The 22,394-nt window shown below is 38.3% G+C and carries 17 protein-coding genes and 1 tRNA gene; 10 read left to right on the forward strand and 8 right to left on the reverse strand.

From position 1 onward, the window contains the following. Positions 1-67: 67 nt before the first annotated feature. Complete coding sequence (infC, locus tag AC27H3_RS06980; protein ID WP_085304391.1) at positions 68-622, reverse strand: translation initiation factor IF-3; 555 nt, start codon at positions 620-622, stop codon at positions 68-70. An 89-nt stretch (positions 623-711) separates the two neighbouring features. Then, positions 712-2,622, reverse strand: a complete 1,911-nt coding sequence (gene thrS / locus AC27H3_RS06985) for a threonine--tRNA ligase (RefSeq protein WP_085304393.1) — start codon at positions 2,620-2,622, stop codon at positions 712-714. 234 nt (positions 2,623-2,856) lie between these two features. Here thrS and AC27H3_RS06990 point away from each other — a divergent pair, with 234 nt between their 5' ends. Then, positions 2,857-3,591 (forward strand): START domain-containing protein, encoded by a 735-nt coding sequence (locus AC27H3_RS06990; RefSeq protein ID WP_487104823.1) that lies wholly within the window; start codon positions 2,857-2,859, stop codon positions 3,589-3,591. A gap of 137 nt (positions 3,592-3,728) precedes the next feature. Here AC27H3_RS06990 and AC27H3_RS06995 read toward each other — a convergent pair whose 3' ends face one another. Next, entirely contained in the window at positions 3,729-5,375 is a 1,647-nt protein-coding gene (locus tag AC27H3_RS06995; RefSeq protein ID WP_487104825.1) for an NAD(P)/FAD-dependent oxidoreductase, read from the reverse strand. 192 nt (positions 5,376-5,567) lie between these two features. Here AC27H3_RS06995 and fdxA point away from each other — a divergent pair, with 192 nt between their 5' ends. Continuing rightward, a complete protein-coding gene (fdxA, locus tag AC27H3_RS07000) occupies positions 5,568-5,900 on the forward strand; it encodes a ferredoxin FdxA (RefSeq protein WP_487104827.1) in 333 nt (110 codons plus the stop codon). Positions 5,901-6,423: 523 nt separating this feature from the next. Further along, a complete protein-coding gene (locus AC27H3_RS07005) occupies positions 6,424-6,630 on the forward strand; it encodes a CPXCG motif-containing cysteine-rich protein (protein WP_487104829.1) in 207 nt (68 codons plus the stop codon). 136 nt (positions 6,631-6,766) lie between these two features. Here AC27H3_RS07005 and AC27H3_RS07010 read toward each other — a convergent pair whose 3' ends face one another. Beyond that, the gene (locus AC27H3_RS07010) at positions 6,767-7,390 is read right to left on the reverse strand and encodes a riboflavin synthase subunit alpha (protein ID WP_487104830.1); all 624 of its coding nucleotides are present in this window, start codon (positions 7,388-7,390) and stop codon (positions 6,767-6,769) included. A 108-nt stretch (positions 7,391-7,498) separates the two neighbouring features. Here AC27H3_RS07010 and AC27H3_RS07015 point away from each other — a divergent pair, with 108 nt between their 5' ends. The 5 genes from AC27H3_RS07015 to AC27H3_RS07035 all read left to right on the forward strand — a co-directional run bounded on the left by AC27H3_RS07015 (position 7,499) and on the right by AC27H3_RS07035 (position 13,143). After that, positions 7,499-8,833, forward strand: a complete 1,335-nt coding sequence (locus tag AC27H3_RS07015; protein ID WP_233131410.1) for an MATE family efflux transporter — start codon at positions 7,499-7,501, stop codon at positions 8,831-8,833. A gap of 165 nt (positions 8,834-8,998) precedes the next feature. Then, positions 8,999-9,075, forward strand: a tRNA-Val gene (locus AC27H3_RS07020). Between the two features lie 129 nt (positions 9,076-9,204). Then, entirely contained in the window at positions 9,205-10,398 is a 1,194-nt protein-coding gene (locus AC27H3_RS07025; protein ID WP_487104832.1) for a leucine-rich repeat-containing protein kinase family protein, read from the forward strand. Positions 10,399-10,583: 185 nt separating this feature from the next. Then, positions 10,584-12,512 carry an alpha/beta hydrolase family protein gene (locus AC27H3_RS07030; RefSeq protein WP_487104834.1) on the forward strand — a complete coding sequence of 643 codons (1,929 nt, stop codon included), beginning with the start codon at positions 10,584-10,586 and terminating at the stop codon, positions 12,510-12,512. 154 nt (positions 12,513-12,666) lie between these two features. After that, complete coding sequence (locus AC27H3_RS07035) at positions 12,667-13,143, forward strand: DUF2947 family protein (protein ID WP_085304407.1); 477 nt, start codon at positions 12,667-12,669, stop codon at positions 13,141-13,143. 709 nt (positions 13,144-13,852) lie between these two features. On the opposite strand, the gene AC27H3_RS07040 is transcribed toward AC27H3_RS07035, so the two are convergent. The 3 genes from AC27H3_RS07040 to AC27H3_RS07050 all read right to left on the reverse strand — a co-directional run bounded on the left by AC27H3_RS07040 (position 13,853) and on the right by AC27H3_RS07050 (position 18,395). Then, positions 13,853-14,905 (reverse strand): AI-2E family transporter, encoded by a 1,053-nt coding sequence (locus AC27H3_RS07040; protein WP_085304411.1) that lies wholly within the window; start codon positions 14,903-14,905, stop codon positions 13,853-13,855. A gap of 119 nt (positions 14,906-15,024) precedes the next feature. Beyond that, positions 15,025-17,607: an ABC transporter permease gene (locus tag AC27H3_RS07045; RefSeq protein ID WP_487104836.1), complete on the reverse strand. Its 2,583-nt coding sequence runs from the start codon at positions 17,605-17,607 to the stop codon at positions 15,025-15,027. 2 nt (positions 17,608-17,609) lie between these two features. Then, the gene (locus tag AC27H3_RS07050) at positions 17,610-18,395 is read right to left on the reverse strand and encodes an ABC transporter ATP-binding protein (RefSeq protein WP_487104838.1); all 786 of its coding nucleotides are present in this window, start codon (positions 18,393-18,395) and stop codon (positions 17,610-17,612) included. On the opposite strand from AC27H3_RS07050, the gene AC27H3_RS07055 reads away from it, so the two are divergent. After that, positions 18,394-19,068, forward strand: coding sequence for an arylesterase (locus AC27H3_RS07055; protein WP_487104840.1), 675 nt, complete (start codon positions 18,394-18,396; stop codon positions 19,066-19,068). The two genes, AC27H3_RS07050 and AC27H3_RS07055, sit on opposite strands and share 2 nt — an antisense overlap. 6 nt (positions 19,069-19,074) lie before the next feature. After that, positions 19,075-20,646, forward strand: coding sequence for a cation:proton antiporter domain-containing protein (locus AC27H3_RS07060; RefSeq protein WP_487104842.1), 1,572 nt, complete (start codon positions 19,075-19,077; stop codon positions 20,644-20,646). A gap of 398 nt (positions 20,647-21,044) precedes the next feature. On the opposite strand, the gene AC27H3_RS07065 is transcribed toward AC27H3_RS07060, so the two are convergent. After that, on the reverse strand, positions 21,045-22,217 hold the full coding sequence (locus AC27H3_RS07065) for an iron-containing alcohol dehydrogenase (RefSeq protein WP_487104844.1): 1,173 nt from the start codon (positions 22,215-22,217) through the stop codon (positions 21,045-21,047). Positions 22,218-22,394: the final 177 nt, after the last annotated feature.

A 22,394-nucleotide genomic window follows, 5' to 3' on the forward strand; every position in this document is an offset into this window, starting at 1 on the left:
TTAAAGATAATAGCGGTGAGTTAATTATTCCGAAAAACAATTAACTACTTGTCAAACCGGGTACTATCTATTTTTTAGGGGCGAGAACCATCACCATTTGACGCCCTTCCGCTCTACGAGGGAAAAACTCGACTACAGTCAATTCTTCTAAATCGTTTTTAACGCGAGTTAGAATTTCAAGACCTAGTTCTTGGTGGGCCATTTCACGGCCACGGAAACGTAATGTTACCTTGACCTTGTCGCCGCCTTCTAAAAAGCGTTTCAGGTTGCGTAGTTTGACCTGATAATCGCCTTCATCTGTTCCAGGACGGAATTTAATTTCCTTAACCTGTATTTGTTTCTGGTTTTTACGTTGTTCTTTCTGTTCTTTAGCTTTTTCATAGATAAACTTACCGTAATCCATGACGCGACAAACAGGAGGTTTAGCTGTTGGGCTGATTTCTACGAGATCTACACCTGCGTCATCCGCTTGGTCCATTGCTTCATCTAAAGTAACTATGCCACCAGGTTCGCCGTCAAATTTAATTAAACGAACTTCATTGCCCTGAATACCTGTGATTAACTCATTTAAACGATGCGCCGGCTCTTTTTGCCCGCCACGTTGTCCACCTTTAATAGCCATGTTCCTCCAAAGAACGTTGTGACCAAGTAAGCACTAATTTTAGCTCACTTGGGTTAAATAATAATATTACGTGTTTTATTACAAAGTGTTTATTGACGAGTTTTCACTTCGTTCGATAATTTAGCAACAAAGTCGTCTACCGACATCGTTCCTAAATCTTCACCACTTCGAGTTCGTACTGCAATTTCGCCAGTTTCCATTTCTTTATCACCAACGACTAACAAATACGGAACACGCTTTAAAGTATGCTCGCGGATTTTAAAGCCTATCTTCTCATTTCTCAAGTCTAGTTTTGCTCTAAATCCATTTTCTTTTAGTTTTTTTACAACTTTTTCACAATATTGACCCTGTTTGTCGGTAATATTCATCACAGTTGCTTGAATTGGCGATAACCAAGTTGGAAATTTGCCGGTGTACTCTTCGATCAAAATTCCGATAAAACGTTCAAGTGAACCCAAAATTGCACGATGGATCATCACTGGAATGTATCTTTCGTTGTCTTCACCAACATAAGTTGCGCCTAAACGCTCTGGTAAAGCAAAATCGAGTTGCACAGTACCACATTGCCAAGCACGTCCCAAACAATCCATTAAAGTAAATTCAATTTTAGGACCGTAAAAAGCACCTTCGCCTGGTAGGTATTCAAATTTAATATCGCTGTCAGTTAATGCTTGAGCAAGTCCGGCTTCTGCTTTATCCCAAATTTCATCACTACCAATACGGTTTTCAGGACGAGTAGAAAGCTTAACAACAATATCTTCAAAGCCAAATGAGCCATAGACGTCGTAAACCATTTCAATACATTTGGTTACTTCAGCTTGTACTTGTGATTCCATACAGAAAATATGGGCATCGTCTTGCGTAAAACCACGTACACGCATTAGGCCATGTAAAGAACCCGATGGCTCATTACGGTGACAACAGCCAAACTCAGCAATACGCAGTGGCAAATCACGATAAGATTTTAACCCTTGGTTAAATATTTGTACGTGGCCTGGGCAGTTCATGGGTTTTATTGCGTATTCACGCTTTTCTGACTCAGTGGTAAACATGCCATCAGCATATTTATCCCAGTGGCCAGATTTCTCCCAAAGGCTGCGGTCCATCATCATGGGCGCTTTAACTTCGTCGTAATCATATTCGTGTAGCTTTTCACGAACAAATTTTTCTAACTCAGTGTAAATCGTCCAGCCATCGTTATGCCAAAACACCATACCCGGCGCTTCTTCTTGCCAATGGAATAAATCTAGCGTTTTACCAATTTTACGGTGATCGCGCTTTTCAGCTTCCGCTAAACGTACTATATAAGCTTTAAGTTGCTTTTTATCTGCCCATGCTGTGCCGTATACACGTTGCAGCATTTTATTATCTGAATTGCCACGCCAGTATGCGCCAGCAACTTTCATCAACTTAAAGTGATGACAATGACGCATGCTTGGCACGTGAGGACCACGACACATGTCAATGTATTCTTGATGATGATAAAGCGCTGGTGTATCTGACTTATCAATATTTTCATCAAGAATTTCTAATTTGTAGGTCTCACCACGTTCGGTGAAAGCATCGTAAGCATCTTGCCACGTACCTGTTTTTTTAATAACTTCATAGCCGGTTCTGGCTAATTCTGTCATGCGCTTTTCTAGTTTAACTAAATCGTCTTCGGTGATTGATTCTTCTAAATCAACATCATAATAAAAACCGTTTTCGATTGTCGGACCAATAGCCATTTTGGTGTTTGGCCATAATTGCTTAATAGCATGGCCTAATAAATGTGCACAAGAGTGGCGAATGATCTCTAAACCTTCACTATCTTTACTGGTAATAAGTTGCAGAGCTGCATCTTCTTTAATTAATTCACAAGCATCAACTAATTCACCGTTGATACGACCAGCAATGGTGGCTTTTGCCAAACCAGGACCAATATCAAGGGCAACGTCCATTACAGACACAGCTTGTTCAAAAGAGCGTTGACTACCATCGGGAAGCGTAATTACAGGCATGTAGTTTTCCTTTGTTCAGTGGCGACACACACTAAGTGCCGCTTGAGATTTATTAATTAATATTTATAACTGCCACATTAATGCTCAAGCAATAAATGGCGCTATATAAAGCTAAATTCGATATTATATTGTTAGGCTACAAACACAAAGATATGAGAATGAAAAAATTGTGCTGAGCCGAGCACGGGAATATAGGGGAATTCTCTATAATTTGCAATGGACAGGACCAGTATATTGAACAAGCAAGTAAAAAAAACGTTAACCTTAAAAATAGTCATGATTCTCGGCGCATGTTTTAGCTTGTTATCAATGCAGAGTTTAGCGACAAAAAATACCGTTAAACTTTTCAATGCCAGTTATAACGAAATCCAAGACCTCCCTTGGAAATTATGGCGCACAAATAACAACTTCAACGTAAGTTACCGCATTAATAGCGTAACAAATTTAGTTGAAATAAAGGCCCAAGCCAGATTTAACTCAACACTTGCGGGCTTTCTATACTTTATTGAAGATTTAAGCCTAACACCACAGTGGCTTGACAACGCGAAGTCAGCGCAGCTTATTGAAGAAGTTTCAAACAACGAGCATATCTTCAATATTCAGTTTAATAGTATATGGCCATTTTCTGCCCGTGAGATGGTTGTGCACTCTAGATATTGGCAAAATAAAGATTTATCGATTGATATTTTGGTTGAAGACGCAAAAGAAATTTCAAAAAACCAACACGTGGTCCGCATGCAAGTTTTAGGTGCTCATTGGAAAATTGTACCTATTGAGCCTAATAAAATCGATATTACTTATCAATTTATGATTGACCCAAAAGGTAACGTACCTCAATGGCTAGCCAAACCGATGACATTACGTGGTATTTGGTCTAGCTTGCAAAACATGAGCGCGCAGTTACCTAAAAGTAAGTATCAACAAGTGACTAAAGCGAATATTAAAGAGATGTTGGAAGTAAGTGATTAAGTTTGTGATAAAGAAAAGTGCAACTAATACCTTAATATACACCTCAGTATTCATCTCAATAAAAATATAACAGTCACTTTTTAATGATAAAGCTTCAAGTTACCCTGAACATTAACTTGAAGCTTTAAAATGGCATTTTAAGCGTGTTGTTTAAGCATAGAAAGCGCCATAGCTTCAGCAACTTTAATACCATCAATACCAGCAGATAAAATACCGCCAGCATAACCTGCTCCCTCACCTGCAGGATACAAACCTTTAGTATTAACACTTTCAAAGCTTTCTTTATCACGGGTAATGTTAATTGGCGATGAGGTACGAGTTTCAACAGCAGTTAAGGTTGCATCTGCCATCGAAAAGCCTTTTATTTTACGTTCAAATGCAGGCAAAGCCTCACGTATTGCTTCAATAGCGTAAGCCGGTAATGTTTCACTTAAGTCGCAGTACTTAACACCGGGTTTGTAAGAAGGCGAAACTGAGCCATGCTCGCCACTTTTTCGTCCGGCGAGAAAATCGCCAACAAGTTGCACTGGCGCATCGTAGTTTTCACCACCGAGTTTAAAAGCGGTTTCTTCAAGTCGACGTTGAAATTCAATACCTGCAAGGACATTGTCTTTACTGCCATTCTCATCATAATCTTCGGGAGATATGCCGACAACAATCGCACTATTAGCATTGCGTTCATGGCGTGAATATTGGCTCATTCCGTTAGTGACTAAGCGACCTTCTTCTGATGCTGCCGCAACCACGGTTCCACCCGGGCACATACAAAAACTATAAACTGAGCGACCATTTTTACAGTGGTGCACAAGCTTGTAATCTGCAGCACCTAAAATAGGATTACCCGCATTTTCGCCGAAACGTGCATCGTCAATCACCGATTGTTCATGTTCAATTCTAAACCCGACTGAAAATGGTTTAGCTTTTATGAAAACACCTTTTTTATGCAGCATAGCAAAAGTATCACGGGCGCTGTGGCCAATTGCTAAGGCAATATGCTTGGTCGATATAACTTCACCTGTTGCTAAAGTTAAACCAGTAACTTGCATATTATCAGTGCCGTCATTCGCACTTTCAAAATGAATATCGTCCACACGTTGATCAAAACGCACTTCGCCACCAAGACGATGAATTTCAGCACGCATTTGCTCAACCATGGTCACTAATTTAAAGGTACCAATATGTGGTTTACTAACAAATAATATTTCTGCAGGTGCGCCAGCATCAACAAACTCATGCAATACTTTACGACTATAATGTTTTGGATCTTTTACTTGGCTGTATAATTTACCGTCTGAAAACGTACCCGCGCCACCTTCACCAAACTGTACATTTGATTCAGTATTCAGAATTTTTTTACGCCAAAAACCAAAAGTATCTTTAGTACGCTGACGTACATCTTTTCCGCGCTCTAAAATAATAGGCTTAAAGCCCATTTGCGCTAATAGTAAACCTGCGAACAAGCCACAAGGGCCCATACCAATAACCACAGGACGCTCGCTTAAGTTTTCAGGCGCCTGCCCAACAAATTTGTAGCTAGTATCGGGGCTGGTTTTAATGTTCTGGTTTTTACTGTGCGTTATCAACAGTTCTTCATTAACGGTTGTTTCAACGTCTAGTGTGTACATTAGAATGATGTTGCTTTTTTTACGCGCGTCATAACCACGTTTAAAAACTGAAAAGTCTACAAGCTGCTCAGCAGAAATTTCTAATATAGAAAGAATAGCTAGCTTTAATTCTTCAGGTTGATGGTTAAGCGGTAATTTGACGTTAGTTAAACGCAACATATTAGGTTTCCAAAGCAAGACTAGGGTAAAAATTGGCGCTATTTTACCTGATACTCTCAGCGATACCAAATACAAAGCTAAAACATTAATTGAAATTGTTGGCTAGCAAGGTATGATCCGCATATTAATCGCAGATATGCGCTAGATTTAAACATTTAACATCCAACTAACTTCCAACTTAAGCAGAGTAAAATGGCGTTTGTAGTAACTGATAATTGTATTCAATGTAAATATACAGACTGTGTCGCTGTATGCCCTGCTGACGCCTTTCATCAAGGCCCTAACTTTTTAGTTATTAACCCCGACTCATGTATTGATTGTGATTTATGCCCGGTTGAATGCCCTGCAGAGGCAATTTATCAGGAAGATGAAGTACCAGAAGATCAAAAAGACTTTATAGAGCTTAATGCTGAATTGGCAAAAACATGGCCGGTTATTACCGAAGTTATTCCTGCCCCTGCCGATGCCGAGCAATGGGACGGTGTTGCTAATAAAATAGAAAATTTAATTATCGATATTAAGTAATCGTTGAGTAGTTTTTGAGTACTTGTTGAGTGCTTGTTGAGTAGAAAGCATTCGGCAATCTAAATTCAGTAATTAACTCCTCACCTTAACTCATCATCTAAATACCTCATCTTAATCATACCAAGCTAACCCTTGATGCTGACATAAAAAAACTAACAAGAAAACAAGCCTATGTATGGTCTTTGGTTACAGCCATTAAGCTTTATCATCATAGCGATAGCATTTAACTTTTTTACGATTACATCACTCGCATTTTCATTAAAAATGACCATACTTAAAGCTAGGTTTTATAATATTAATACCAATTGACTTAATGAATCGACCATTTTAAACGAGGATAAATTTTCAGTAGCAAGGCGCTTGATTGATTCTTACATGGATGTAAGTCATTAGAGCAATGCAGGAGCATATTGTCGACCAATAGCAGGCTATTGGGATTGAAAGCAACGTAAATACTGAATATTTAAACCGCTTTAGAATGAACGATTGTTTATATCAATTGGTATAACATCGAGGAGGCAACATGCCCCATGATATTAAAGAACAACGCATTGAATGCCCACATTGCGGCCATCATATCCGTGTATCATTAGACGCTAGTGAAGGCGACCAAGACTATTATGAAGAATGCCCGGCTTGTTGCATGGAAATGCATTTGAATTTGCACATAGACGAATATAATAAAAAAATTCAGCTAGCGGTTGCCAGCGATAATGAACAGTACTTTTAAGCTAAGAATGTAAGGCAAGGCTTAACCTCAAACCTGTATTATGCTTTAAACAGTAATGCAAGTAAGGCTTAATTACCTTACTTGCTAACAATTAAAATACAACAACTAAAATGTGTAAACTAAAAGCTTAGCTTATTTAATTTAGGTTAAGCTTCATACGTTCAACTGTTTCAACTATGGTCATAGTTTGCTGATCAATCTCAATATTAACTTTATCGCCAATACCAACAAATTGTAAATTGGTACGCGATAACGTTTCAGGGATTAAATGTACTGAAAATGTATCAGCGACTTCAGCGCCTAACGTTAAACTAATACCATTAATACTAATAAAGCCCTTAGCAAAAATATATTTTTGATACTCAGGCGCTATGGTAAAACTTATGGTGCAATTATCTTGGCTATCTTTACGCTCAGTAACTACAGCTTGTGTATGAACATGGCCACTAAGCATGTGACCGCCAATTTCATCGCCAATTTTTAACGAACGCTCAACATTGACCTTTGAGCCTAACTTTATATCAACAAGGTTTGATACTCGAAGGGTTTCATCAATCACATCAAAACTTATAAAACTGCTGCCATTGTCTAACTCACCAAATTCAACAGCCGTTAAACAAACGCCATTAATGGCAACACTTGCACCAATTTCAAGATTTTCAATTAATGAAGGTGCTAACGCAACAGTTAACCTTATCGCATTATCTTTACTAATTATCGCAATTACTTCAGCTTGTGATTGCACTATACCGGTAAACATATATCATCCAGTTAAATACTTTATTTTTTGCTATCTTAGCAAGAAAAACTCGATGATATAATTGCCTTGATGAACATTAACCGCTTTTTTTCCAATAGTAAAAATCTGATGAAATTGGCTTATCCAATTTTAATTGCTCAATTGATCCAAAATTTAATGGGCTTTGCTGATACCGTAATGGCAGGTCGTGTTAGCGCCACTGACATGGCAGCAGTTGCTGTGGCGAGTAGTGTTTGGTTACCCTTAATTTTAGCTATATCAGGTTTAATCATGGCATTAGCCAGTATTGTTTCGCAGTTATCTGGCGCTAGACAGTACGATGAGGTAGCAAAGGCTAGTTACCAAACCGCTTGGATAGCCGTTACCTTTTCCATCATCATTATTATGCTTTACTACATAGCAACACCTTTGTTGATAGACTCTATTGACATGGAGCCTGAACTCAAACAACTGATGTTTGACTACCTAGGTTACATAGTTTGGGGTGGCCCAGGTTATTGTCTTTACTTAGTATTACGTAACTATTCAGAAGGGCTCGCTTTTAGTCGTCCGACTATGATCATCAGCATTTTGGGTTTATTGATTAACATACCAGCTAACTATATTTTTATTTATGGTGAGTTTGGTATGCCAGCCTTAGGCGGTGCGGGTTGTGGTATAGCAACAGCGATTGTTTATTGGGTAATGTTTCTCGGAATGCTTGCCTACACTTATTTTTCAAAACATTTAAAGCACGCACCACTGTTTACTAAATTCTATTGGCCGCAGTGGTCAGAAATTAAAGTCATTCTTGCTTTAGGCACACCTATCGCATTTTCGTTGTTGTTTGAAGTAAGCCTGTTTGCTGCGGTTGCCATAATATTAATACCCTTTGGCGCAAATGTGGTTGCAAGCCATCAAATAGCGATTAACTTTTCTGGCTTAGTGTTTATGGTGCCATTAAGTTTAGCCATGGCTGTTACCATTAAAGTTGGTTTTGAAGTCGGTAACAAAAACCTTGAAAAGGCAAAAGAGCTTTGTCGATACTCGGTTATTTTAGGGCTCATTATTGCCGTAGTAACGGCCGCTATTACCTTATTATTTAGAACGCAAATTGCCGCTATCTACACTATAGATACCGAAGTACTCGAACTTGCCGCCAGTTTAATGTTTTTAGCGGCTTTATTTCAGTTTTCAGATGCTATTCAGGTAATTTCTGCCGGTGCGCTTAGGGGTTATAAAGATACCCAGTCAGTGTTGTACATCACCTTTTTCTCATACTGGATTATTGGATTATCTGTTGGGTTAATTCTTGGACTAACCAACTGGATTGCGCCAGCTTCAGGCCCTTACGGCTTTTGGATAGGCTTTATTTCTGGCTTAACGGTTGCTGCTATATTATTAGCTTGGCGTTTAAAAGTAATACAAAATCGCTTCGATCAAAAAGCAGCATTAGCAAGTTAAACTCATTAATAGCACTGAAATGTAGCTAAAATAAACAAAGCTGACAACAAGTGCTGAATTAATCAGCAGTTACATCGGGTTTTAAATAAAACTGCTTGCACTTGCCAAAGCAGATCGCTAACATAGCGCCTCGTTGAGTTACTCAACAGTTTACATGAAAATATTGCTCGCTTAGCTCAGTTGGTTAGAGTACTTGCATGACATGCAAGGTGTCACTGGTTCGAGTCCAGTAGCGAGCACCATATTCGGGTTTATTAACCCAGAAAAAGCCCGAAAGCATTTTATTACGCTTGTCGGGTTTTTTTATATCTAAAGAACTAGTATGGCATTTTATTTTCACCTACTAAAACAAGATTAGGATGGTTGAGTCAATGCATACGCTAACGCGGTTAATTTCAGGTAATCTCAAAGGTATTTCACGCTTAAAGCTTGCTGAACAATTAAATGAATTTCCTATGGAAATTTTAACTTTAGCCGACAGCTTAGAAATTTTAGATTTATCTGACAACCAACTCACCACGTTGCCAAGCGAATTAGCTCAACTTAAAAAGCTTAAAATAATTTTCGCCTCAAACAACTTATTTACTGTGCTACCAGAAGTTTTAGGACAGTGCGAAAATTTAGAAATGATCGGTTTTAAGTCTAACCAAATTCATCATGTACCTGCTAATTCGCTACCTGAAAAACTACGTTGGTTAATTTTAACCGATAACGTTATTGAAACCTTACCAGACACATTAGGCGAGCGCCCAAGATTACAAAAACTAGCATTAGCCGGTAATAAACTAACCAAACTGCCGTTAACATTAGCTAAAGCAAACAATCTTGAATTAGTGCGTATTTCAGCAAACAACTTAACCGAATGCCCTGAGCAGTTATTAAATTTACCTAAGCTTGCGTGGTTTGCGTTTTCAGGTAACCCGTTTAGCCGCTCAACGCTTAACGTAGCAACAGTGCCTTCGCTGCCCTCTTCAAGTTTTAACTTACAAAATGTACTTGGGCAAGGTGCGTCAGGGGTTATTTCAAGCGTCACTTGGACAGATAAGCCAGTAAACTTTCCTGATGAAGTAGCAGTGAAAGTGTTTAAAGGTAAAGTTACTAGCGACGGTTACCCTGAAGACGAATTACAAGCTTGTTTAAAAGTAGGTCATCATCAAAATCTAGTACGATCTTTGGCACAAGTGAACGAAGATGGCTACTTAGCGTTAATCATGAACTTAATTCCGAGTGATTTTAAAAATTTAGGTTTACCACCAAATTTTAACACCTGTACTCGTGACACCTTCCCCGAAGGCTTTACCTTAAGCGCTGCACAAATTGAAAAAATAGTGACACAAATGGAAAACGTGTTTGAACATTTACACGCAAATAAAGTATGTCATGGCGATTTATATGCTCATAACACTTTGTTTGATGCACAGGCTAATATTATTTTTGGCGACTTTGGCGCTGCCACTATGTATCACATGCTAACACCTGCTCAGCAAGCGCTAATTGAAAAGATTGAGCGCCGTGCTTTAGCCTATTTTATTGAAGATTTATTCAGCGTTTGTAATAACAATTAAACATACGCTTGAATAAAACTTTAAAGCTCGGTTGATTAATTTACACTAAATTGCGCGAGTTAAAGTGTTACCAGATATACAGTCACTTATATTAAAACACTTGTAAGGTATTAATTAAATTAACTATTGCTTATTAATTATACGTAAGTAGTATGTGTAATAATTATATTTTCAAGGATGTTTTGATGTTTAGAATAATCACTTTTATTGCACTTACCTTTGCTATTTGCTCAGTTTCTAACGCTAAAGAAAACCTACCTGCTCTTAACATATTCGCCAAAAATCCAGAAATAAGTTTAATGACGCTATCACCAGATGGCTCAAGAATAGCGTTCAAAACCTTTCAAAATGAACAAGAAGTTCTTCTTATTAAAGATATTGCTTCCGGACAAACCTTAGGCGGAACAGCACTAAGTGGCATTGATGTAAAAGTTGCCTATTTTATTGATAACTTTAGAGTGATATTACGCGCGTCTGAATACAAAAAACTTCATGGTTTTAAAGGTATGCATAATGTAAGTAGCGCCTTTATTTACGATCTTAAAACCAAAGAAGTTAGACAGCTGCTAACGCCTGGTTATGGTATTTATAAAGGCCAAACAAGCTTGGGTGGCATTGTAGGTTTATCGCCAGATAAAAACACCGCTTATATGCCTGCTTATTACAGTAGTGACAGAGGTTCTAATGTTTATACCTTAATGAAGGTTAACCTTGAGAAAAAGAAAAAACCTAGACAAATATTTATTGGCACAAAAGACGCGGTAGATTTTTTTGTTGATGAAAACGGCGAACCACTAGTTCGTGAAAGGTTTAATGACAAAACCAACAATCATAGAGTACAAAGCTATATAAATGGTGAATGGATTGACATATTCTCAGAAACTACGGCTTACCGCTATCGTTCATTTTCAGGGTTAACGCCTGATAGAAAATCTTTGGTCATGACCAAAACTGGTGACAACGGTCGTCGACAATACTTCACCATGTCTTTAAAAGATGGCACCATATCTGAGCCTATATTTAGTCGGGATGATGCTGATGTTGAACAAGTGCTAACTGATATTCAACGAGTTGTTTATGGTGTTCGATATTCAGGTTTTAAACCTAGCTATGCTTTTTTTGATCAGCAATTAACTCAAAATTTTAAAGTTATTCAATCAGCTATGCCTGAAAGCAGCTTTAGTTTAATTGACCACACACCCGATTGGTCAAAAATGATTTTTAAACTAGAAGGTGGTGAGCAAGCGGGTGAGTACATAATGTTTGCTAATAATAGTTTCAGCTTTTTAGCCGCAAGTCGGGCAAAAGTTTCTGCTGATATTGTAAACCCTGTTTCAGAATACAGCTATAAAGCACGAGACGGTTTAAACATTCCAACACTACTTACCCACCCGAAAGGAAAAACCAAACAAAAGCTCCCAGCGGTTATTATGCCACACGGTGGACCAGAATCTTACGATCGAATTAGTTATGATTGGCTAGCACAATACTTAGCAAGTCGAGGTGTATTAGTTATTCAGCCACAATTTAGGGGTTCAAAAGGCTTTGGTATTGTTCACCTGTTAAAAGGTCGTGGTGAATGGGGCAAAAAAATTCAAAATGATATTTCAGATGCCGTTATAGCACTGAGTCAAGAAAACATGGTTGATCCTGACCGTGTGTGTATTTTTGGCTGGAGCTATGGTGGATATGCGGCCTTAGCCGGTGCAACCTTTACACCTGATTTATATCAATGTGCCATTTCTATCAATGGTATTAGTGATGTTGAATCCATGTTAGATTTTGAAAAGCGTGAACATGGTCAATACAGTGAAACATATAGTTACTGGCAAGAAGTTATTAATAAAAATAGCCAAGATGAAAATTTTCTACACGGTATTTCACCGATAAACTTTGTTGATAAAGTTAAAATCCCTGTGCTATTAATTCATGGCCAGCGTGACAAAGTGGTTGATTTTGACCAGTCTGATGATTTTTTTGATGCCCTAGAAGATGCTGATAAAGATGTTAAGTTGCTAGAACTAAAAGGTGAAGGGCATTATTTATTGAAAAATGAATCTAGAATAAAAGCTTTAACCGCCATAGATGATTTTCTGAAAAAACACCTGTTTTAATTAACCATTATTAACAACTAAAACGTTCCCTTAAAACCAACAAAGGCAGATACTTTATCTGCCTTTGTTGGTTTTAAGCCTGCAATTTCACTTCAATTAATGAGATACTAACCATTATTGTTATACTAAACCAAAAGTTATCGACAAAACCTTTATGAACTACACCACAATTGAAGAATTAAAAAACGCTTGGATTTTCAAGCATGCTAGCCTACCGATTAGCGATAGCGACAAAACAAAAATAAAACCTATGGTGAGTAATCGTGCAAAAATACTTTGGGACGGTGCTATTAGTAAAAAATCGGATCATCCTGACTTTTTTAAAAAAGGTGATTGGCCAGAAAATTCAGCGAACTGGTCTGATAATGGCAAGTGGGAAACTATCTGGGAAAGTGATGAGAGTTTATTACCTGAGTTAATTTTAGCGCACTTAACCTGGGATAATAACACCGTTGTTTACTATTGCAGCGCTCGAAACAATGTTATTGAAACTACCTGGGCGGTATTTCAGCGTTGTTGGAAAAACTTTTTGTTTATGGATGACGGTGCGATTTTAATTGGCAAAAAGCGCAATGAAGCGGTGCAGTTTTTATCAACCGGCTATTTTAAAGTGGGTAATAAACCTAGTTAACCTGAACTCTGGATAATGAGTGCTTGATACTCAAGTGAATCAAAAGCTTAGGTGGTAAAGTAAACGCTATAGCCAGGTGAACATCACGAATAGACATCATCAATGCTTCATTTTATGCCATTTTCAAGGCAAAACGTTTATGAATAGCGAGCTATTTATCGACGTTTTAACGAAGAAAATGGCTTAAAATTGAGGGTTGAGCAAGTACTGCTTATCCAGAGTTCAGGTTAGTTAGAATAAGTTAAGGCAATTTAACACAGAAACGCTTCAATTATATTTATTGCAACTTACCGATTAAAGTCCTATTAATGCTCTCCCTGTAGATGGTTCTATTCTGGCAGGGAGACACATATCGCCACAATCACAGTAAGATTAACTCACCAATTCAAGTCAGCATTTTATAAAACCATAGCGGCTATCAAAATAAACCGCTAGAACTCAACACTAAATAGATTGATTTTTTTACAATAAATCTATGTTGCTTATTAGTCTATTATCTGAACTTATTAATTAAGTACAATACTATATTTTTGCAATTCACTTTTACTGCTGGGTAATAATCTAACTTAACAAGGTTTATTTAAAAACAATATCAAGATGAAGTGAAATAGGCTTTGCCTGTAGTTTTCGCACACAAAAAAAGGGAATTAAATTCCCCTTTCAATGTTTATCTTTCCGTGTTGTTCAGCCCTGTATTAAATAATACTGACTAACCTTTACTTTCGTTGTTACTTCCATCTTCACTCGATAATAACACGGCAAACCAGTGCCCTTCTGCAGAGTTTTCTAGCGCTATTTTTATCACCATAGTTAAAGGTACTGATAACAACATGCCTACTGTGCCAAGTAACCAGCCCCAAAAGATTAATGAAATAAACACCACTAAAGTTGATAACCCTAAGCCACGGCCCAGATAACGCGGTTCAACCACATTGCCCATGACTGTATTTATGGTTAAGTAACCTAAACCAATAAAACCTGCTGCTGCCGGCCCTAATTGTAATACCGCTAACGACATAGCTGGTACAGCGGCGATAATAGATCCGATATTAGGAATGTAGTTAAGTAAGAAGGCTAACACGCCCCAGAGTAAGAAAAAGTCTAAACCAAAGGCCCATAACATTATTGATACGATGACGCCGGTGGCAATACTCACCAAGGTTTTAATCGCTAAATAGTTATTTACTGACGCTAAAAATTGGTCAATTTGTTTTAAACGTGCTTGTGGATCATCAAGCGCTAAGTGAAGTTTATGCGATAATGATGACGCCTCAAACAACATAAAAATTACCGTAATAATGATCAAAAATAAATTGGCCATTACCCCACCTAAACCACTGAGCATTTTGGCAGCTAAGCCCATAGCGGCAGCTGGATCGAAGTATTCAATTAACAGTTCAGGCGAGATAATAATATTGTAATTATCGAGTTGTTTAGTTAACCAAACAAATTGCGCTTGAAGCTGCTCACGATACTCTGGAATAAGTTGTGATAATTCATTTAACGAGTTTCCTACTAAGCCAGCTAATGAAAGCGCGATAGAAACAAAAATGCCTATCACGAAGATAACTGCTACTGGTTTTGGTATTTTATATCGCGCAGCCATTACCACTAATGGGTTACATATAATGGCGATAAAAACCGAGAGTAAAAAAGGCACGAGTAACGTTGCCGCTGTTTTAATCCCCGCGAGTACAACAAATAATGCAGCAGTAACGAGTAAAAACTTCACTGCGCCTTCAGACTTTCCTTGTAAACCCATTTTTAAAACCTATTTTTAGAATTATTATCATAAGTACTTAAAACTATACGCTATTTAACACCATGCTCGCTACTGTAACCAGCATATAGTTTTACTAAACTAAACCGCTAGTGAGCAAGTTACATAGTACGTCGAATTAATGTAACGCTCGATAGTTTAAGTAAACGCCAACAACTAAGCATACCAATACTGCCAACAAAAAGTGCTCCTGCTCCAATACCTACTAACCAATATTGAAAATGGAAACTACCTGGCATGTTAAATACTTGGCTTTGCAAGATGTAAACGGCTATTTCCATACCAATGCTGGCCATTAAGCCGGCAATAGCACCTAAAGCGACAAACTCGAACAGCACACTATTGCGTAGCAAACTGCCCTTAGCGCCTAAGGTTCTTAATATCGCTAGCTCTCGTTCACGCTCTTCCATACTTGCTTGAACTTGCGCCACTAATACTAAGCTGCCCGCTAGCACTACTAGAATTAAGATCAGCTGTATAGCAACCGTTACTTGCTCAATAATACTATTAAGTTGCGCCATAATCGCAGCAAAGTCCATCACGGTTATGGTTGGAAAGTTTGCCAAAAAGCGATAAACCAAGTCACGGTCTTTATCCATAATCGACCAAGCAGAGATTGATGTTGTAGGAAATTTATCAAGCACACTTTGATTAAAGACCATGATGAAGTTTAACTGACGACTTTGCCAATTAACTTCACGAATACTAGTAACTGGCACAGTGAAAACGTCTGAGCCAATCGTAAACGTTAACTCATCACCTAACTTAATAGCCAAACGTTCGGCGATATTACTTTCAACCGATACTTGAGGTTTTTCGTCGCCAACTTGCCACCACTGGCCAGATATTATTTCATTTTCTTCCGGTATTTCGTCGCGCCAAGTTAAACCAAGCTCACGGCCCATGCCTTGTCTGCTTTCTTGTTGCTCTGCTTTCTTAGCTTTTGGCTTTTTATCATTAGCTGCATTTTCGCCGCTTGTAACAGGTGTTTCTTCTTTATCTTCATCAACAGTTTTTATCCCGTTAATGGCCGATAAGCGCCCTCGATAAACATGATAGAAACCTTGGTTAGCAATATTATTTTCTTCAACAAATGCTTTTAATGGATCTATTTGGTTTTGCGTAATGTTAATTAAGTAATGATTAGGTGTATCTTCTGGAAACTGTTGCTCCCACTCAGATAATATTGAGCTTTTCATTACGGTGATTAACAGCAATAACTTTATGGCGATGGTAAAACTGACTAACTGCACACTGTTTTCACTGGCGCGACGCTTTAAGTTTGCTAATGCCAAATGCCAAGACTTGCCCGCCTTGGTGCCAACACTGCGCCCTGCGCTCATTAACCCGCGACCAAATAACAATAAAATAAACGAAACGACCACACCGCCCAATAACAAAGCAGCGCTCATGACTAAATCTTGACTGAAAATAAAGAGCAGTAAAAACAAGGCTAATATTGGTGGTAATTGATGCCAACCAAAACGCGCAACTTGCACTTGCTTAAATCCACGAATAACGTTTAATGGTGAGCTTTTTACTAGACTCATAATAGGATGAATAGCAAAAGCAATAGCGCACAATAACCCAGTAAAAATAGCGGTTACAAACGGCTTAAAGGTTACTGGGGCATCTGCTAGCGATAAATAGCTCGCAATGGCGTTAACGCCAAGTAACATCAAGCCATACCCAAGCAACAAACCTGTAGCTATACTCAAGCAACTTAATAAGGTCCAGTGCAAGCAATAGAGTTTTCTCACATGAGAAATAGAAGCACCTAAAGCTTTAAAAATTGACACGGTTGACTGATGTCGCTGACCATAACGGCGACTAGCTACCGCAACAGCAACTGCAGCTAATACAATACCGAGCATACTTGCTAGTGAAAGAAACTTTTCTGCGGTGTCTAATATTCTTGATAAACGGTTTTGTGCCGCTTTTGCATCATACCAACGTTGTGTTTCATTAATTTGTGGCTTTATCCAAGTCTCAAAGGTTTCAATAGCATCAGTTTCGCCAGCAAATAAATATTTATAAGTAATACGACTACCTGGCTGAATTAACTCGGTTTTTGGCATATCAGCAATGTTCAAAATCACCGTAGGGCCGGCAATAAACGCCCGATACGAACGATCAGGAATATCAGTAACAACGCCAGCAATAGTCAGTGGCGCCACACCAATTTCAATAATGTCTCCGATTTCAACATTCAAACGACTTAGCACGCTTGGCTCTACCCAAACACTACCTGGGCTTGGCGCGTTAACAACTGTACTTTCAGCTTGTGTTAATGAGGTTTTTACCCGTAATTCACCACGTAAAGGATAAGTGTCTGATACCGCATCAAGCTCGCTAAGCAGCATGTTATCGCCAGCAAAAGCCATTGACTCAGTTTCAATTTTACGTGCAGATTTTATCGCTAAAGACTGGCTTTTCTCGAGTATAGCGCTATCAACTTCTGAAGACATTCGCAACACACGATCAGCACCTATGGTATTAGTACTGTTTGAGACAATTGCATGTTTAATTTGGCCAGAAAACCCGGTAAGCGAAAATACCGTGGCAACGGCAAGTACAATAGCGAGAAATATAATGGTTAATTCACCACGGCGAAGCTCATGATGTAACAGGCGTAACGATTGAGAAAGCCACTTCGTAGCGGCTGTTGGTTTAGCACTACTCATAATTAACCTTCTTGCGAAACTGGCGTTTGCGTTTCACTCTCACTTTGCTTGATGTTGTTACTATTGATTTGGTCTTTGCCTAAATCATCAGTAGCCACTAAAGCTGAAGGTTCGGTTAAAATGCCGCTGTCCATTTCAACTTGTCGCTGACATCTTGCCGCTAATTTAGCATCATGAGTAACGAGTACCAGTGTTGTACCTTCTTTCGCATTTAAGTCAAAAATTAAGTCTGTAATATGTTGGCCAGTTTTACTATCCAAATTACCGGTAGGCTCATCAGCAAATAAAATATCAGGTTGGGCAATAAAAGCACGAGCAATAGCAACACGTTGCTGTTCCCCCCCAGAAAGTTGAGATGGATAATGATCAAGTCTGTCAGCTAACCCTACTTGTGCAAGTAAAGCTTCGCCTCGAACTTGTGCATCGGGCATGTTAGCCAGTTCCGCAGGTAACATAACGTTTTCAAGTGCGGTTAAACTGTTAATTAACAAAAACTGTTGAAAAATAAAACCTACATGCTGCGCTCTAACTTGGCTTCGCTGTTCTTCATTAAACTGGTGTAATGGCTGGTTTTTAAGATACACTTGTCCGGTACTTGGCAAATCTAACCCGGCTAAAATTGATAATAAAGTCGTTTTACCCGAACCAGATGAACCAACAATGGCAATTGATTCGCCCGCAGCAACGTTTAAATTTAACGCTTGAAGTAAAACTAAGGTTTTATCTTCAACTTGTACTGACTTAGTTAGGTCTTTAACGCTTAGAATACTCTCGGAATTTACTTGCATGAAAAATTATCCACTTTATTTATTGTTTATTAGCTTACTTTTTATTACTTCAACGAACGTAACTGCACAGGGTAATAAAACCAATACGCTCGATAACAGCATTCGTATCACACCAACCAGCAATATTTTACTCTTAGGTGATAGTATCAGTGCAAGTTATGGGATGAAACCCACACAGGGTTGGGTACATTTACTTAATAAAAAGCTTAACGAGCAAAATCAACCTTACACAATAATTAATGCCAGTGTTAGTGGCGAAACGACGAGTGGCGGTTTATCTCGGCTAGCAGGCATTTTAGCTAATCAAGATGTTGACCATTTATTGATTGAGTTAGGTGGAAACGATGGTTTGAGAGGCTATTCTCCTAAGTTAATAAAAAATAATTTGTTACAAATGGTGAAACTTGCACAAGATAAAAACATTAAAGTTTCAATGATTCAGATAAAAATCACACCAAATTACGGCCCAAGATATAATAAAATGTTTGAGCAAGTTTTTGAAGACGTTGCTAAAGCAAGCAATATAACCTTACTACCATTTTTCATGGAAGCGGTTGCCACCGATAAAAGCCTTATGCAAGCCGACGGTATACACCCGAACGCAGAAGCCCAACCAATAATTGCCGATTATGTTGAGCAGCAACTTAATAATTTAATGACGATGGAACAGTAAATAACAATGGAATTTATTTGGATTGGTTTTGCGTTTATTTGTGGCTTATTAACAAAGTTGGTGGCTTTACCGCCGTCAATTGGTTATTTGGCTGCCGGGTTTATCTTACTTTTTCTAGGTTATGAAGCTGATAGCATGATTCATGTATTAGCTGACATTGGTATCACGCTAATGTTATTTACCATAGGTTTAAAGCTCAATATAAAAGACTTACTCAAAGCCGAAGTTTGGCTGGGCAGTATCAGCCACACCGCAGTTTGGTTAGTTGTTGGTGTGATCATCATAAAAGGTATGGCATTAATTACTATTCCTTTTATCAGCGGTTTAAGTTTAACAACTTCAGCATTAATTGTATTTGCCCTAAGCTTTAGTAGCACCGTTTGTGTTGTTAAATTAATGGAAGAACACGGAGAAATGCGAACACGCCATGGCAAACTCGCCATTGGTATACTCGTAATGCAAGATGTTATCGCTGTAATATTTTTAGTTGTAGCTACCGGTAAAATACCAACCCCTTGGGCTGGCTTATTGCTGTTGTTCATTCCTTTAAAGCCATTAATAAATAAAGCTATTGATAAAGCAGGCCATGGAGAGTTAATTCCATTAATGGGCTTTTTCATTGCCTTTGGTGCCTACGAATTGTTCGAATTAGTGCATATTAAAGGGGATTTAGGCGCATTGTTAGCTGGCATGTACTTAGCGTCTCACACCAAAGCGAGTGAAATAACTAAGTCACTACTGAGCTTTAAAGATATATTTTTAATTGGCTTCTTTTTATCTATCGGTTTTACCGCATTACCTACAGTAGAAATGCTAGTAATTGCCTCAGTGTTAACATTGTTGCTGCCTATTAAGTTTATGCTGTTTTTCTTTATTTTAGTTAAACTGAAACTGCGTGGCAGAACAGCATTTTTATCCGCATTAGCCTTAAGTAACTTCAGTGAGTTTGGCCTTATTATCGCCGCATTAAGTGAAAAAGCCGGCTGGTTAAGTTCTGAGTGGCTAGTAATATTATCATTAACGGTAGCCTTGTCATTTATCCTTACTAACGTGTTATATAACTATGCCCACGACTACTTTGCCAACCATAAAGAAAGGTTTAAGCGTTTTGAAAGTAAAAAACGTTTAATAGAAGATGACTTTATTCAACCTTGCGATGCCCCTATTGCCATAATAGGTTTGGGCCGTGTTGGTATCGGTGCATATAATGCTTTAAATGCTCAAGTTGGTAACCAAGTTTGGGGCTTAGACACTGATAAAGCAAAAGTAGAATGGCTAAATGAACAAAGCATTCAGGCTTATTTTGGCGATGCTGAAGATGCCGATTTTTGGGAAAGCATAGACTTGAGTAAAATTGAGCTAATACTATTAGCTTTACCCTCAATACTCGACATGAAAAGTATCACCCGTCAATTAAGACGCACAAATTACCAAGGTAAAATAGCTGCTATTGCCCGTTATGATGATGAACATGAAGCGCTAGAAAGCTTCGGGGTTGATAAAGTGTTTAACTTTTATAACGAAGCTGGTGTGGGTTTTGCTGAAGAAAGTATGAGCCTAATTAAGAAAATTTCATAACGATTGAGGTTTACGCTTATTTAACAACCAAAAAGCTTAATTAATTCCAAATTAATTATGGCTTCTCCTGCACTCCTCCTTCTTTTCTCCCTGTGAATAGTTCTTTTTACAAGGAGATGAAAAGGAGGAAGTAATGAGCAGTAACTAAATTCAACAAAGTTAAGACTCGTCATGAATATAGAGTAACATATAAATTTCAGGCATAAAAAACGGTGATATGTATTGTAATATCACCGTTTTCAATTTGTTTAGCTAACTTAAGTTAAGGTTATCAGCCCCAACTTACAACACTCACTTGCTAAGTTATCAACCTCTTTATAAAAACTAATGTAGAGGATGAACTAATATCGTGTTAACCCATTAAAGCAAGTCAACACGCTACTTTTCTGGTGTTATGATTATACCGCTAGAGTTAATATCTCACGACTTGTTTGTAAGCTAATATCGCTGTTTTCGCCTAACGCCGTCATACCGTGTTGCTCTAAACGTTCAATCAATAAATCTATATCTTTGCTGCCAAGTTCTACGTCTGATAACCGTGTTGGTACTTGCATTTTTTCAAAAAATTCTTCAGTTAAACGAATAGCTTGATCAATACGAGCATCTTCATCGCCTTCAGTTATTTGCCAAACACGCGTTGCATATTGAAGCAGTTTTTCACGTTTTTGTGCTTTACGTACTTTCATTACCGCCGGTAAAACAATCGATAAAGTACGTGCATGATCAATACCAAAGGCGCCGGTAAGCTCATGACCTATCATATGCGTTGACCAATCTTGTGGTACGCCTGCGCCAATAAGACCATTAAGTGCCATGGTTGCCGACCACATAATATTTGATCTAATGTCTAAATCATCTTTAGTGTCGGCTGATAATGCTTTAGGGCCTTCTTCAATTAAGGTTTGCAATAAACCTTCACTAAAGCGGTCTTGCACTTTGCCGTTAACACTATAAGTTAAGTACTGTTCGATAGTATGAACAAAGGCGTCTACTACGCCATTACTGATTTGGCGATCTGATAAAGACAAAGTAACTTTAGGATCTAACACAGCAAATAAAGGACGAACTAACGGGCTTGAAAACGCAAGTTTATTGCCATCTCTTGTTACTACAGAGTTACCATTACTTTCAGAGCCAGTAGCAGGTAGCGTTAAAACGGCACCAATAGGTAAAGCTTTTTTAACGGCTTGCTGTTTAGCAAGAATGTCCCAAGGATCATTACCCTGCTCAGCACTACCTTCATATAAGGCTGCTGCAGCAATAAATTTAGCGCCATCAACAACAGAGCCGCCGCCTACAGCAAGTATGTAGTCAATTCGTTCAGCTTTAATAATTTCAGAAGCTTTCATTAAGGTGTTATAACTTGGGTTTGGCTCAATACCTGAGAACTCGAAGAAAGTATGTTCTTTAAGCGCTGTAATTACTTGTTGATACACGCCATTACTTTTAATAGAACCGCCACCATAAACAAGTAAAACTCTTGCATTTGCAGGGATTTCTTGTGATACCGCGGCAATTTGCCCTTCACCAAAGTGAATGCGTGTTGGATTTTGAAAACTGAAATTTAACATTGTTATTTCCTAATATTATTCTGTAAGTCATGTAAAATACCAATTGATATAAACAATCGCTCATTCTAAAGCGGTTTAAATATCCAGTATCTACGTTGCTTTAAATCCCAATAGCCTGCTATTGCTCAATCAAGCGCCTTGCTACTGAAAATTTATCCTCGTTTAAAATTGATCGAT

This window comes from Colwellia sp. NW0002-52-1 (assembly GCF_057550865.1).